The sequence below is a fragment of the Pseudomonas sp. Leaf434 genome, from assembly GCF_001425545.1.
Lineage (GTDB): Bacteria > Pseudomonadota > Gammaproteobacteria > Pseudomonadales > Pseudomonadaceae > Aquipseudomonas > Aquipseudomonas siliginis.
On the sequence record NZ_LMQZ01000010.1, the window covers coordinates 323508 to 337141 of the forward strand.

The following is a 13634-nucleotide window of genomic DNA, read 5'->3' on the forward strand; positions in this document are numbered from 1 at the left end:
AAAAGGATCTGAGCATGTTCAAACTCGCAGGACTTACCCTCGTTGCACTGACGCTAAGCGCCGCCGTCCACGCCGATGTCGACGTAAAACTGGGCAGCACCGAGCGCGTCACCCGCCTCTTCGCCTACCCCAACAATTGCAGCGTGATCTGCTTTCGCAACTGGACGCTGGAGCAGACCGTTGCTCACTACCTGAGCCAGAGCGTCCAACGCGACGGTTACGCCGATGCCAAGGTGCTGGTGAAAAATGACAACGATCAGCTCTACGCCGAGATCACCGGAGTGCCGGACGGCTATGACAAGCCGCTGTCGGCGTTGCTCGACGCCGGCGACCTGGCTTATGCCGGCGCCAGCAAGCTCAATGCCGATGGCAAGTGGGCCTACAGCTGGTATCTGTTCCTGCCGCTGGGCATGGCCCTGGAAAATCGCAAGAGCGTCGAGTTGCTGCACTTCCCGCCTGACTACTCGCTGACCCAGGCGCAGGACTATCTGCGCTCGAACACCACCGATCGCTGGGCGACGTTGCTGACCGATAACGGCATCCCTGCCGGGCAGACGCCTGCTTATCAGACCATCATCGACATCGCGCCGATCGCCGCGCCGTCCAATGCCGGCGGGGATCTGGAGGACGTCTACGACTACTTCAAGGATTACCAGACCACGCTGGTCAAGCAGTTCAGCCAGACCGCCAGCGGCACGACGCTGCCGATGGTTGCGTTCGGGGCGCCGGTGCGCAACTGGATCAAGGAACAATACGGGCCGACCTTGGGGGTGCTGGGGCTGGCGAGCATCAGTCCGGCCGAAGGAGTGAATGTGCCGGTGCTCGGCTCGAATCATCCGAGCTATATCTGGTACGCCGCCGATCCGAAAAGCTATACCGGCGACGATGCCCAGGCGAAGGCTGACGCGGCGGGCTTGAAAGTCATGGGCCAGGATTTGAGTGCTGCCTGCTGGCAGGCGGCAATGGGCAGCAAACCGGGCAGCGATGCGCAGGCCACGCTGAACAGTTGCACGCAAACATGGCAGGTGACGCAAAAGGTCAAAACCTGCGAGTTGTTCTATACCTCGATCCGCAACCTCAGCGCTGAACAAGCGGCTGCCAAGTGCGCCACGCCACGCATCAAGACACAGCTGCAACAGCTGAAAGCGCCACTGCCTGCGGCCGCCGTGCCCGCACCAACTCTGTAATCGCTACTGGAGTCCCCCGTGTCAGCCAATGCTGACGCGGGCCAGCGGTGATCGCGCCTGTCAGGTTTGACAGTAGACCGCTACCTTCAATTGCGCGACGCTTGGATCCAATCATGCCTCGCCTGGCGGGGCATGGGCACAACTCGGAGGCAACACTCAACAACAAGGATCGTTATGAACAATCAAGCCATGGGCCGGCACCTTCCACGCGATACAGAAGGCATCTATCCGTTCGCCGGACTTCCGGTGCGACTGGGCTTTCCATCCTGCCAGGACTTTCAGATTATCCACGACGAACGTGGCATGGCCACGGCGGTGGTCGCGCGCCGCGAGTTTCTGCGCATTAGCCGAATGTGCCGGGTTTCCGGGCAATTGCTGCCCTATCGCTGTCGACAGACCCGTCAGTTGCAAACCGGCATCCACGTTTACGATCCGCGCTTTTGCGGTGTGCTCGAGCACGCCTGCGACCCGAATGTATTTCTCGACATGAGCGAATTGTGGCTGTGGGCCTTGAAAGATATCCACAGCGGCGAACATCTGAGCATCGATTACGCATCGACCGAAGACAAACTGCTACGCCAGTTCGCCTGCGATTGCGGTTCGTCGCGCTGCCGTGGCTGGATCACCGGTTACGACGAACCACCCACGCCTGAAGGCCAGCGCTTTTTACAGCGCTGGCGGCATCCAGGCAGAAGCTGAAAGCTGCGGTTACGGCGCGCCGACCGGACGCAAACGGTATTGCGGCGGCAACTGTTCGAAACCACTGATGGTGGTATTGAGACTTTTCCAGCGGCCATCCTTGATGCCGTAGATGCAGCCGTGGATCGACAGCGGCTGCCCGCGATGCCAGGCGTTCTGGATGATGCTGGTATGCGCGACGTTGGCCACTTGCTGGATCACGTTGAGTTCGCACATGCGATCGACCTGCTCTTCTTCGGTCGCCAGCTTGGCCAGTTCTTCGCGTTTCTCGTAGTACAGGTCGCGGATCGAGCGCAGCCAGCCGTCGATCAGGCCGAACTGGCGATCCTGCATCGACGCGCGCACGCCGCCGCAGCCGTAGTGGCCGGTGACGAGGATGTGTTTGACCTTGAGCACATCCACCGCGTACTGGATCACCGAGAGGCAGTTGAGGTCGGTGTGCAGCACGACGTTGGCGACGTTGCGGTGTACGAACAGATCGCCCGGCAACATGCCGACGATTTCGTTGGCCGGTACGCGCGCGTCGGAGCAGCCGATCCATAGATATTCCGGGGTCTGCTGGCGCGCCAGTTTGGCGAAGAAGTCCGGGTCTTCCTTGGTGATCGCGTCAGCCCAACGCTCGTTGTTATCAATCAGGTCTTGTAGATCGTGCATGGATAAGGCCTCAAGAAAGATGCGCAGGTTTGATAGACGACCACCCGTCGAAGTCACGCCGCCAGCGCAAAGTGTTTTCGTTGGAATTCTCGCGCGCCCGGTGAGTCCACTCAGTAAGGCCCACAGTATGAGGAATTGCCATGACTGATTCACGACGCCCTTATGATGCGGTGCAACCGGAACCCATCGACGATAACGAAGACCGCATGGGCTCGGTGCACGAGCTGGATTTCGACGACGAAGAGCCCAGCGCAAAAATCGGAGATGAACTGCCCGAGCGTGAACGTGAACAATTGATGCCGGCTGAGCGAGTGCGTGAGGCTGGCATGACCGGGGCTTCGGTGGATGATCATCAGCCGACCGACGACGACCTGAGCCCGGAAACGTTGATTCGCGAGGATGGCGCGCGCGATGCCGATGAACTCGGCGAGGGCAATCCGGCGGATTGGGATTTGAGCGAGGTCAGTGAAACCGACATCGGCGGCGGTGACGGGCTGGATGAAGCGGAACTGGCGGATCTGGATCCGCTGGATGGCAAGCGCTGACCCGCTGACTTGAAATTCGCCCCCTGTAGGAGCTGCCGAAGGCTGCGATCTTTTGATTTTGCTTTGGATCTTACAAAAACAGGATCAAAAGATCGCAGCCTTCGGCAGCTCCTACAGGCCTAATCCACCAAGGTACAGGCCATCACCACCGCATCCTCACGCCCACCCACCGCCGGGTAATAATCGCGACGCCGGCCGATCTCGTTGAAGCCATACCGCTCATACAACTTGAACGCAGCCGTGTTGCTGTCGCGCACTTCGAGAAAGCACTCCCGCGCTTCAGCCGCGTACGCTCGCGACATCAGATGCTCAAGCAACGTCAGGCCCAACCCGCGCCCCTGATTTTCCGGCTTGACGGTGATATTGAGCAGGTGCGCCTCATCAAGAATGATCTGCACCACGCCATGGCCAACCTGTTGCTGGCCTTCGAACATCAGCCAGATCTGGTATTTGCCCAGGCCATCGAGAAAAATCCCCCGGGTCCACGGATGGCTGTACGCGGCGTATTCGATCTTCAACACAGCGTCCAGGTCCGCCTCGGTCATCGGGCGAAAGGTTACAGCCTCACTCATCGGATTGTTTCCAGCGCGCCATCAGCCGACGCATGGCTTGCCACACAGCGGCCTTGCGCTGTGGCTCTTCCATTAACAGTTCCAGACCGGGAATCGCCCAGGCCAGGCCCAGACCTTCGATCTGCAATTCACTATTGAACGCTTCGGCGTCCGCTTCCCCGGCAAACTTCAGCGCCGGCAGGCCGATCAGCCACAAACAGGCGCAGGGCGCCGCTTCCATCTGCACCGAGAGGAAACCCTGCACAAAGTCGCGCGCCGCTTCCGGCCCCTGATCCAGCGTGCCGCGATTGAGCCACGGCCAGCGCACCGGTTCGCCGACGATTTGCGGCGCATCCGGCAGACCGGCGGCGCGCAGCATGTCCTTGAGCAGCAGGTAGGCCGGATCGCGACTTTGAAACGCTTCGCCTGTGGGTAACTCGACCAGCAGCAGGCAGCGCCCGGCGCGCAGCAGTTGCAGGGCAAAACGCGGCGGCGGCACTGGCGCAGGCTTGACCACCACCGGCGTCTCGTCGATCTCTTCCACCGGTTTGGCGCCGTTGCGGGTACTGGCCAGCGACGGACGCGGCACCTCGATTTTCGGTCGCTCGGCCTGACGCGCGGCAGGCTGCGCCGGTGCTTCGGCCTGAGGCGCCGGAGCAACCGGTACCTCGAGCTCGGGCTCGGGCATCTCCAGCAGCTCGGGCCGCGACGGTGCGGCGAAAGGCAGTTCGGTGCGCGGCAGCCAGTTGACCACCTGCATGGCGTTCAAATAGGCGCGGCGGCGGGACTCGATAAGCAAAGGTCGGCCACTTGTGGATAACGGAAAGTGCGCTGATTCTACCGCCCTTCGCACAAGATCGCTCGCTGTTGATCGATACCCCGCGCTGCGCTGCGCCGCTGCCCTTTGGCCAAAGAATGCGACAGCCCGTCCCGAGAGTGAATCGCCGCGCCTGTGATGCAGTACAATCGCCGCTTTTAATCGCCAACCAGCCGGCCATTCCGATGATCGAACCCAAGCGCGTCTTGCGCGCCCTCGCTGAACACTGGGCACTTCTGGAGCCACTGTGCGAGCACTTCGACCAAGGCACCCTGAGCCTCAACGAACTGCGCACGCAACTGGCCGCCCAACAACTCGACAGCACGCCACAGGACATCACCAGCCTGCTCGACGTGTGGATTCGCCTCGATATTCTGGTTCCGGTGGCGAAAAGCCCGAACCGTTTCGAGCTCAACGCGCAGATCCACGACTTCCTCGCCTACCTGCGCCGCGAACACCGCCTCGGTCTGTGCCTGGAAATCGAAGCCTACCTGCGTCACCTTGAGCGTCTGGCCGGTTATATCCAGGACGCTTTCGACGTCCGTGACGGCAACGATCTGGCGCGCCAGCTGCGCTTGCTCGACATGCGCGTGCGCGACGTACTGAAGAAACTCGACAACGATGAACAGGCCCTGGTGGCAGTCGCCGAACGGGCGAAGACCAGCGACCGGCAGATTCCGCTGCGTCAGCGTTACGCCGAAGTCCTGGCGACGTGGGACGAATACGTCGAGCCGATGATTGATCTGGTCAACGCCGACGGCGCCTTCGAACAAGGCGTGCGCAAGGTCGAAACCGTGCTGCTGAAGATGCTCAGCGAACAGCAGCGCCTCGGCCATCTGGTCGATGACGACATGCTCCTGCGCACCCACGCGCGCATCCTCGAAATGCAGACCAGCGCGCAACTGACCCTGCGTCATGCCCGCGAACTGCTGCTGCCGTTGCGTGAAGAAGCGCGTCGGCACAACGCCGTGACCCGTGGCGCCGCACTGGCGCTGGCGGCGATCCGGCGTAAGGGCATCGACGCCGTGCCGCAAGCGGCGATGCCACTGTTCACCCGTCCGCAAAGCACCTTCCTCGGCAGCGCCAGTCAGGTCGAAGCCTACGTCTACGCGCTGGCGCGTTTCGAGCCGAAACCGGCGCGCTTCCCCAAGGCGCACAAAACCCAGAAGGCTGGCGACGCTCCACGAGCGCCGCGCACCGTGCGCGAGATGGTCGATCGTTGCGAAGAGTCCCTGCCGATGCCGGACCTGATGACCTGGCTGCTGGAGCAGGAACCGGACGGCGCCACCGACGAATTGCTTTACTGGTTCTCGCGCCTGTCGCGGGAAAAACGTTTCAAGCGCGAGCGTCTGGAACGCCGCGAATACCATACTCACGAGCACCAGGTCAGCCTGCGCTCCTTCGCCCTGCTCTCGGCCAGCGATACCGCCGCCGAGGATTCTGCGAGCATCCCAAATGCATCTTGATCTTTCCGAACTGTCGCAACTGGCGCCGATCTTCCGCGAGTTGTTCAAGGGTTACCACGTCAGCCGCCGCGATCCTGAGCTGTATGCACAACTGTCGAATTTCCAGGACCAGTACCGCACGCTGTTCAAGGCGCTGGGCTTTGAACTGGTCTGCGACACCCGTGGCTTCTACTATTTCGTGCCGGACATGGCCGCCGCAGCGGTGAACAAGACCGCCCAGCGTCTGGCGCTGTTCACCTTCATCCTCGTCGAGCACCTGGCCGATCAGGGCCGCGATCCGATTGCCGTGCTCGATGGCGGCAGTCTCGGCCGCGAAGAATTGCCGTCGCTGCTGGACAAGTACCGCGACCTGTTCATTCAGGCCGAAGTGCAGACCGTCGAAGAACTCGAAGAAAAAATCATGCGCCGCATGACCCAGCTTGGTTTTGCCGGCGAAGAAAACGGTGTCTACCGCTTCCTGCCGCCGATGCACCGTTTCCTCGACGTGTGCCTGTCGGTGCAGCAGGACCGCGACCTGGCAGCCAGCGTCCACAGCGTTCTGCCGCTGCCGGCGCCGGTGCTGATCGACGAAGAAGCTGAAGCAAAATTCCTCGAAACCGACGATCCGCTCGATCTTTCCGAATTTGAAGAAGAAAGCGAAGAAGACGCACTGGCCCGCGCCATTGCCGAAGAACAGGAGTCCGATGCATGAGCCAGGAACGCTACGGCATCCGCCGCTTTGCCCTTTTGAACACCGCCGGTTACAGCCTCGGTCTGTTTCCGCTGGAAGAACCGCTGTCGGTTTACGGCGCGAACAACCTCGGCAAGTCGGCGTCGATCAACGCTTTGCAGTTCCCGATTCTGGCGCGCATGTCGGACATGAGCTTCGGCAAGTACAGCCTCGAACAATCGCGGCGCTTCTACTTCGCCTCCGACACCAGTTACATCCTCGTTGAAGTCAACCTGCCCCACGGCCCCCACGTGATCGGCGTGGTCGGGCGCGGCCCGGGCGGCGGTTTCGGGCACCAGTTCTTCGCCTACGCCGGCAAGCTCGACCTGGCGCATTACCAGAAAAACGACACCTGCCTGCGCCAGAAAGAACTGTTCAGCAATCTCGAAAAAGAAGGCCTGAAAGCCTACGAACTCAAGCCGGACGAACTGCGCCGCTTGCTGGTTGGCGGCCACACGTCAATCCCGCTCGACCTGACCCTGATCCCGCTGCGCTCCACCAGCGAGCAGAGCCTGAAAACGTTCCGCGCGCTGTTCATCAACCTGCTGCACATGCGCGAAATCACCGCGGCCAAGCTCAAGCAACTGTTCCTCGATGCTTTCGAGCACAGCCTGCGTTCGGGCAGCGTCGATTACATCGCCGCGTGCGAAGAAGCCTTCCGCGATGTGCGGCGCATGGAGCAGGACTACAACTCGCTGGTCGCCGCCGGCCCGTTGGTTGAAGCGCTGGCCAACGGCGTGAAACAGCGCGATGTGCTGCGCGGCAAGCTGCATCGCCTGTCGCCGCTGCTCGACTCCTTGCTCGGCACCTGGTCGGACTACGCCACGGCGCGCAAGGAAGAGCTGACCATCCAGGCCGAGCACTACCGTCGCGAGCAGGACGATCTGCAAAACGATCAACGCGGTGGTACTCAGGAACTGATGCGTCTGGAGCGGGAAATTTCCGGTATACAGCGCTGGCTCGGCGAGTTGTCGGTGCTGAAGAACCGCTTCGCCCTGGTAGATGACGTCAAAGTGCTCGAGCAACAATTGCTCGCGGCCAAGGATGCACACGACGAACTGGCCGGTGCCTTGGCGCAGTCGCGTCAGTTCAGTGCCGAAGATCTCGAAGAGCGTCTCCGCGATCTGGAAAAACGCCTGAAGTCAGTGAAGCAACAACTCGATCACGCCGACAACAACAGCTACGCCCGCCTGCGCGAAGAGTTCTCGCAACAGGACGTCGAGCGCCTGATGCGCCTGTTCAACAGCGCGCTGTTCAGCCTGCCGCTGGGCGAACATGGCATCACCCTCGACGAGAATGGCGAGTGGGTCAAATCCGTGGAGCTGATTCTTGATGGCTTCAAGGGCGAGCGCTTCGAAGTGCCGGGCCTGTCGATCGACATCTCGCACATTGAGCCGCCTGCCTTGCAGGCTCTGGCTGACCGCGCCGCGTTGCGTGATCAGAAAGAGCGTCTGGAAAAAGAGCTCAAGCAACTGAAAACCCAGCAGGCCGTGGCCGCCGACCGCGCCGCGAGCAAGACCCAGACCGAAGCGCTGTACCAGCAGGTGCTGGACGCGCAGAAGGCGCTGGAAGATTTCCGTCGCACCCAGACGCTGAGCGCCGAAGAAAGCGACAAGCTCGAGCAACTGGCGCAGATGGAAGCCGCGCAGGATGAGCTCAAGCGCTCCAGCGATGCGTTCACCGAGCGCGTCCAGCAACTGTCGGCCAAGCTGCAACTGGTCGGCCGTCAGATCGCCGACATGGAAGCCAAGCAACGCACGCTCGACGATGCGCTGCGTCGTCGTCAGTTGCTGCCAGCGGATCTGCCGTTCGGCACGCCGTTCATGGATCCTGTCGACGATTCGATGGACAACCTGCTGCCGCTGCTCAACGACTATCAGGACAGCTGGCAGGGTCTGCTGCGTGCCGATGGGCAGATCGAGGCGCTGTATGCGCAGGTCCGTCTCAAAGGCGTGGCCAAGTTCGACAGCGAAGACGACATGGAGCGGCGTCTGTCGCTGCTGATCAACGCTTACGCACACCGCACCGATGAAGCGCTGACCTTGGGCAAGGCGCGGCGCGCGGCGGTCACCGATATCGCCCGCACCCTGCGCAACATCCGCAGCGACTACGACAGCCTCGAGCATCAACTGGCGCTGTTCAACCGCGAGATCAACAAGCGCCAGGTCTCCAACCTGCAGAGCTTCCGCATCGTCCTCGCGCCAAACAAGGAAGCACTCAAGCACATCGACCAGATCATCCACAGCGCCGGGCAATATGAGGAAGGCGAAACCCTGTCGGTGTTCGATCTCAGCCAGAGCGCCGAGCAGGACAACAAGAACGAAGAGGCCAAGGAATATCTGGCGCGGCTGGTGGCAGCGAACCACAACCAGCTCGGCCTCAAGGACTTGTTCGAACTGGCCTTCGAGATCACCAAGGTCAACGGCCAACCGGTGATCCACACCGACATCGACGGCGCGGCCTCCAACGGTACGACCATGACCATCAAGGCGCTGACCAACATGTACTTGTTGCTGCACTTGATGGATCGCGATCTGGCCGGCCGCGTGCGTTTGCCGTACTACCTTGACGAGGCGGCGGACATCGACGAGAAGAACCAGGCGGCGCTGCTGGAAACCAGTCTGCAACTAGGCTTCGTGCCGATTCTGGCGAGTGTGAAGCCGCAGGTCTGCGCCAGTGTCGCAATCGACCTGGAAGGCGGCAGCGGCCCGGCCGGGATCTACATCGATGAGGCGGACTGGAAGTACATTCGCCGGCATGATGTGGTCAAGGCCACGCTGAATGTGCAGGCCGATGAGCCGGAGCTGGATGCGGTTTGATCGGCGGTAGCTGAAGCAAAAAAAGGGCCGCGATCTGATGAGATCGCGGCCCTTTTTTATCGCCTGGATTTTGTGTTGATTTGGCTGGCCCCTTCGCGAGCAGGCTCGCTCCCACAATTGGAATGCGTTCCCCTGTGGGAGCGAGCCTGCTCGCGAAGGCGTCTCAACAGACGCTGCTATTTACCAAGCTGAATCTTCGGCGCCCAGGTCAGCCATTCATCCTCGAACTTGTCGAACAACGGGAACGTCTGCTCGGCCCGCGCCGGATTGCCCATGCGCTCGCCATCCGGGGTGGCGAAGGCAATCCCGCCCTGAATCAGTGTCTCCAGCGACTCGGTGCGCACCGTCACGCCCTTGAACAACCCATAATCGAAGCCCACGCCGCTGGTATTCCAGAAACGGCTGCCGCTGCGCACCAATGGCGCGTACTTCGGCTCGATCAGGATGTGCACCAATACACGGTCAGCGGTCTGCCCCAACTCATAACCGGTCACCTTGCCGACGGTGATTTCACGATAGGTCACAGGTACGCCGGGCTTCAGCGAGCCGCGACGTGCAGCGCTCAACACCAGACTCAAACCGGCTTCCTGTTTAGTGACTTCCGGCGCCTCGGCCAAGGCAACGAAGTTCTTCTGCGGGCCGAGATTCTTCGCCGCTGGCTGGACTTCGATGTATTTACCGGTGACCAGCGTTTCCAGATTCTGCGTCTTGATCAGGCCCAGCTCCGGCTTGACCACCCAGAATTGACTGCCGACTCGCGCAATCTTCTCCGGCACTTCGGTGATGCGCGCGGTGAGGATCACCGACTGCATGTCATCGGTCAGATCGACGCTTTCAATCTTGCCTACGTCCAGCCCCTTGAAACGCACTGGCGTACCGCTGCTCAAACCGTCGGCGCGATCGACTTTAATGGTAACGACGGCACCTTTCTTGTTCGCCTCATCGTGATCGGCGAACAGACGGAAACGCGGGATACGTTTCTTCAACGGCGCATTGGCTTGTGGGGTTTCGAAGGCAATACCACCGGCCATCAGGGTTTGCAAAGATTCACTTTTGACCTGAATGCCGCCGGTCAAGCCACCCGTGAGGGTAATGCCGCTGACATTCCAGAAGCGCGTCGAAGCGTTGACCAGGTTTTCATATTCCTTCTCGATGTGCACGCCGATGACCAGCTGCTTCTTGGTTCTGGAGAACTGGTAGCTCTGCACCGAACCGACCTTGACCTGCTTGTACAGAATCGGACTGCCGACATCGATCGAACCCAGCGAATCGGTAAACAACACCAGATGCAGGCCCGGCGAACGCAGATCCAGCGGTGGTGCTTTCGGTCGCGCCTCGAATTCGCGTTTCGGCGCAGCGCCTTTGTCGCCCGGACGCACGGCGATGTAGTTACCTTTCACCAGCGCTTCCAGGCCGGTAATACCGGCAAGGGATATCGACGGTTTGACCACCCAGAACTGCGTGCCCTCAACCAGATAGTCTTCGGCCAACGGATCGAGGGTCAGCTCGGCTGTTGCACTGTTCAGGTCCGGATCGACTTTGAGCGCTTTCAGGTTGCCGACCTGAATGCCTTTGTACATCACCGGCGTGCGACCGGCTTGCAGGCCCTCGAAATCGCTGAGTTTGACCTTCACGCGAATGCCGGCAGCGGCAGCGTCGAAGTCTTCATAGAGACGGAATGGCAGGCTCGGGTCGGTCGCCGGACTGTCCTTGCGATTCTCCGGCGTCGCGAACGCGATACCACCGGCGACGATGCTGGCCAGGGATTCACTGCGCACTTTCACGCCGGACAGGTTAGCGTCGATGCTGATGCCGCTGGCGTTCCAGAAACGAGTATGTTTGCGCACCAGTTTGGCGTAGGTAGGCTCAATGAACACCTTAAGTTCAACGGTGCTCTGATCCTCGGACAGCACGTAGCTTTTGACCTGACCGACCTTGATCTGCTTGTAGAACACCGGGCTGCCGCGATTCAGCGAGCCGAGGCGATCGGCCTTGATGGTCAGGTGCAGACCGGGCTTGGCGTCGGAAAGCGGCGGCTCTTCGGCGAGTGCCTTGAACTTGCGCACGGGCTCGCCTTCACCGGGACTGATCGCGACATAGTTACCCGAGACCAATGTCTCCAGACCAGTGATACCGGCCAGGGTCACGCTCGGTTTGACCAGCCAGAACCGCGTGCTGGTCTTCAGGTACTGCTCAACATCCTTGTTCATCTCGATGGTGGCGATCACCCCTTTCGAGTTGCCCTCATCGTCGAGCTTGAGCGTCTTGACCTTGCCGACCGGCATGCCTTTGTAGACCACTTCAGTCTTGTTGGCCTGGATGCCTTCGCCGCTTTCGAAGCGCACCTGAATTTCGATACCGGTCTCGGAATAAGCACGCCAGCCGAGCCAGCCGCCGATGATCAGCGCGATCAGAGGCAGCACCCAAATGGCCGACCAGTTCGAAGCCGGTCGGGTTTTCGCTACAGGCAAATCAGTCATGGTCGTCGTCCGACTCCGTGTTATCCCAAATCAGTCGGGGATCGAAAGTTACTGCGGCGAGCATCGTCAGAATCACCACAGAGGCGAAGGCGACGGCGCCCAGATTGGCTTCGACACTGGCTATCCGGCCGAAGTTGACGACCGCCACGAGAATGGCGATCACAAAAATATCGAGCATCGACCAGCGGCCGATGAACTCGATGAATCGATACATCCAGATGCGCTGACGGGCCGACAATGGCTGCCGGCGCTGCACGGAAAACAGCAACAATGCGATGCCGACCAGTTTGAACGTGGGCACCAGAATGCTGGCGATGAACACCACGGTGGCGATCGGGATCATGCCGTGCTGAACCAGTTCAATCACCCCAGACATGATAGTGCTCGGTTCACCCTGGCCCAGAGAACTGACCGTCATGATCGGCAAGACATTCGCCGGAACATAGATAATGGCTGCCGTGATCAACAGCGCCCAGGTGCGGGTCAGGCTGTTGGGGCGGCGAGCGTGAACCTGCGCACCGCAGCGGGTACAGCTCTGCTCATCGACGTCAGCTTCCTGCTTGTTCAGTTCGTGGCATTCGGTGCACACCAGAATGCCCGCATCAATCGCCCGCATGGGCATCCTCTCCTGATAATGCCTGCCAGATCTGATGCGGTGACATCACCACCTCCAGCCAGACTTGCACCAATAACAAGCCAATGAAACATGCCAGTCCGAGGCCGACGGTGATTGCTGCCATATCCGCCAGCTTCACGATCGCGACGAGGACGCCCATGAGGTAGACCTCGAGCATGCCCCAGTCCCTAAGGTGGTGGTAAATACGATAGAGCAGCAAACCGTAGCTTCGGCCGACATCGAAACGAATCGTCAGTAACACAAACAGCTGGCACAACAACTTGAGTAACGGTATGGCCATGCTGCAAAGGAAGACGACGATCGACACACCTTGCATGTCGGTGCTGAACAGGCCGACTACGCCACTCCAGACCGTATCCTGCGAGGATTGCCCGAGGATATTGAGTTGCATGATGGGTAAAAAGTTTGCCGGCACGTAAAGTAATAACGCGGCAATCACCAGGGCGAGGCTGCGCTGCACCACGTTATGGCGATGGGCGTACAACTCATAACCACAACGCGGGCAGAGTGCTTTCTCACCATGGGCAAGTGTCGGCTTGCGCATCAGCAGGTCGCACTCGTGGCAGGCTATCAAGTCTTCCAGCGGTAAATCTGACAGCCCGGGGGCGTCAACCGATTCTGACATACAGGCTCTGGCTCCGATAAAGATGGGGCTATTCTAGTGTTCTGCTTCGAAAATAACTGTGCAATTTTGTTCGCCATAGCGCTGAAACTTTCTCGCAGGCAAAACAAAACCCCAACTGCTTTCGCAATTGGGGTTTCGGAATTTAATCTTGACGATGACCTACTCTCACATGGGGAAACCCCACACTACCATCGCATCGGCGATGCATCGTTTCACTGCTGAGTTCGGGATGGGATCAGGTGGTTCCAACGCTCTATGGTCGTCAAGAAATTCGGGTACTGACTCGGGACCAGACGGCCTCGCTTCAGCAAATTGGGTATGTGACAGCTAGGTGTTTGTGAATTTCGAACTTTCGGTTCGTTTCGTCTTCACACACCGCAATCTGGTGCCTTTTCAGGTCAGCAAATTGCTTGGGTGTTATATGGTCAAGCCTCACGGGCAATTA

General features: G+C 60.1%; 12 protein-coding genes and 1 rRNA gene. 6 read left to right on the forward strand and 7 right to left on the reverse strand.

Translation table 11 applies throughout. The annotated features are described in order from the left end of the window. The first annotated feature begins 14 nt into the window (after window positions 1-14). Window positions 15-1187 (forward strand): hypothetical protein, encoded by a 1173-nt coding sequence (locus tag ASG55_RS22025; protein WP_056790336.1) that lies wholly within the window; start codon window positions 15-17, stop codon window positions 1185-1187. A gap of 174 nt (window positions 1188-1361) precedes the next feature. Continuing rightward, window positions 1362-1886 (forward strand): SET domain-containing protein-lysine N-methyltransferase, encoded by a 525-nt coding sequence (locus ASG55_RS22030; RefSeq protein WP_056790338.1) that lies wholly within the window; start codon window positions 1362-1364, stop codon window positions 1884-1886. 9 nt (window positions 1887-1895) lie between these two features. On the opposite strand, the gene can is transcribed toward ASG55_RS22030, so the two are convergent. After that, window positions 1896-2540 carry a carbonate dehydratase gene (gene can, locus ASG55_RS22035; RefSeq protein ID WP_039761245.1) on the reverse strand — a complete coding sequence of 215 codons (645 nt, stop codon included), beginning with the start codon at window positions 2538-2540 and terminating at the stop codon, window positions 1896-1898. A gap of 140 nt (window positions 2541-2680) precedes the next feature. Here can and ASG55_RS22040 point away from each other — a divergent pair, with 140 nt between their 5' ends. After that, window positions 2681-3085, forward strand: coding sequence for a hypothetical protein (locus ASG55_RS22040; RefSeq protein ID WP_056790341.1), 405 nt, complete (start codon window positions 2681-2683; stop codon window positions 3083-3085). A 119-nt stretch (window positions 3086-3204) separates the two neighbouring features. Here the strand turns inward: ASG55_RS22040 and rimI are convergent, their stop codons facing one another. Together rimI and ASG55_RS22050 are read right to left on the reverse strand one after the other, a co-directional pair. Next, window positions 3205-3657 (reverse strand): ribosomal protein S18-alanine N-acetyltransferase, encoded by a 453-nt coding sequence (gene rimI / locus ASG55_RS22045; protein WP_039761243.1) that lies wholly within the window; start codon window positions 3655-3657, stop codon window positions 3205-3207. Then, window positions 3650-4396: a hypothetical protein gene (locus tag ASG55_RS22050; RefSeq protein WP_056790344.1), complete on the reverse strand. Its 747-nt coding sequence runs from the start codon at window positions 4394-4396 to the stop codon at window positions 3650-3652. The genes rimI and ASG55_RS22050 overlap by 8 nt, the downstream gene beginning before the upstream one ends. Before the next feature lie 242 nt (window positions 4397-4638). Between ASG55_RS22050 and mksB the strand changes: the two genes are divergently transcribed. Genes mksB through mksF form a run of 3 tightly spaced genes read left to right on the forward strand, consistent with a single transcriptional unit; the run spans window position 4639 to window position 9447 of the window. Further along, on the forward strand, window positions 4639-5919 hold the full coding sequence (gene mksB, locus ASG55_RS22055; protein ID WP_160768349.1) for an Mks condensin complex protein MksB: 1281 nt from the start codon (window positions 4639-4641) through the stop codon (window positions 5917-5919). Further along, window positions 5909-6610, forward strand: a complete 702-nt coding sequence (gene mksE, locus ASG55_RS22060; protein WP_016773189.1) for an Mks condensin complex protein MksE — start codon at window positions 5909-5911, stop codon at window positions 6608-6610. The genes mksB and mksE overlap by 11 nt, the downstream gene beginning before the upstream one ends. Beyond that, window positions 6607-9447, forward strand: coding sequence for an Mks condensin complex protein MksF (gene mksF, locus ASG55_RS22065; protein ID WP_041480021.1), 2841 nt, complete (start codon window positions 6607-6609; stop codon window positions 9445-9447). Before mksE ends, mksF begins: the two co-directional genes overlap by 4 nt. A 176-nt stretch (window positions 9448-9623) precedes the next feature. Here the strand turns inward: mksF and ASG55_RS22070 are convergent, their stop codons facing one another. The 4 genes from ASG55_RS22070 to rrf form a co-directional block, all read right to left on the reverse strand. After that, window positions 9624-11927, reverse strand: a complete 2304-nt coding sequence (locus ASG55_RS22070) for a PqiB family protein (RefSeq protein ID WP_016773187.1) — start codon at window positions 11925-11927, stop codon at window positions 9624-9626. Then, window positions 11920-12543: a paraquat-inducible protein A gene (locus ASG55_RS22075; protein ID WP_056790346.1), complete on the reverse strand. Its 624-nt coding sequence runs from the start codon at window positions 12541-12543 to the stop codon at window positions 11920-11922. Before ASG55_RS22075 ends, ASG55_RS22070 begins: the two co-directional genes overlap by 8 nt. Beyond that, the gene (locus ASG55_RS22080) at window positions 12530-13189 is read right to left on the reverse strand and encodes a paraquat-inducible protein A (RefSeq protein WP_056790348.1); all 660 of its coding nucleotides are present in this window, start codon (window positions 13187-13189) and stop codon (window positions 12530-12532) included. Before ASG55_RS22080 ends, ASG55_RS22075 begins: the two co-directional genes overlap by 14 nt. 146 nt (window positions 13190-13335) lie before the next feature. Continuing rightward, window positions 13336-13456 (reverse strand): 5S ribosomal RNA (rrf, locus tag ASG55_RS22085). Between the last annotated feature and the right edge of the window lie 178 nt (window positions 13457-13634).

Bases quoted from the DNA above. Each gene is read 5' to 3' on its own strand.
- ASG55_RS22080 (WP_056790348.1), bottom strand. From the start codon at position 13,189: ATGTCAGAATCGGTTGACGCCCCCGGGCTGTCAGATTTACCGCTGGAA.
- ASG55_RS22075 (WP_056790346.1), bottom strand. From the start codon at position 12,543: ATGCGGGCGATTGATGCGGGCATTCTGGTGTGCACCGAATGCCACGAA.
- ASG55_RS22070 (WP_016773187.1), bottom strand. From the start codon at position 11,927: ATGACTGATTTGCCTGTAGCGAAAACCCGACCGGCTTCGAACTGGTCG.
- mksE (WP_016773189.1), top strand. From the start codon at position 5,909: ATGCATCTTGATCTTTCCGAACTGTCGCAACTGGCGCCGATCTTCCGC.
- ASG55_RS22025 (WP_056790336.1), top strand. From the start codon at position 15: ATGTTCAAACTCGCAGGACTTACCCTCGTTGCACTGACGCTAAGCGCC.
- can (WP_039761245.1), bottom strand. From the start codon at position 2,540: ATGCACGATCTACAAGACCTGATTGATAACAACGAGCGTTGGGCTGAC.
- mksB (WP_160768349.1), top strand. From the start codon at position 4,639: ATGATCGAACCCAAGCGCGTCTTGCGCGCCCTCGCTGAACACTGGGCA.
- ASG55_RS22030 (WP_056790338.1), top strand. From the start codon at position 1,362: ATGAACAATCAAGCCATGGGCCGGCACCTTCCACGCGATACAGAAGGC.
- mksF (WP_041480021.1), top strand. From the start codon at position 6,607: ATGAGCCAGGAACGCTACGGCATCCGCCGCTTTGCCCTTTTGAACACC.
- ASG55_RS22050 (WP_056790344.1), bottom strand. From the start codon at position 4,396: ATGCAGGTGGTCAACTGGCTGCCGCGCACCGAACTGCCTTTCGCCGCA.
- rimI (WP_039761243.1), bottom strand. From the start codon at position 3,657: ATGAGTGAGGCTGTAACCTTTCGCCCGATGACCGAGGCGGACCTGGAC.
- ASG55_RS22040 (WP_056790341.1), top strand. From the start codon at position 2,681: ATGACTGATTCACGACGCCCTTATGATGCGGTGCAACCGGAACCCATC.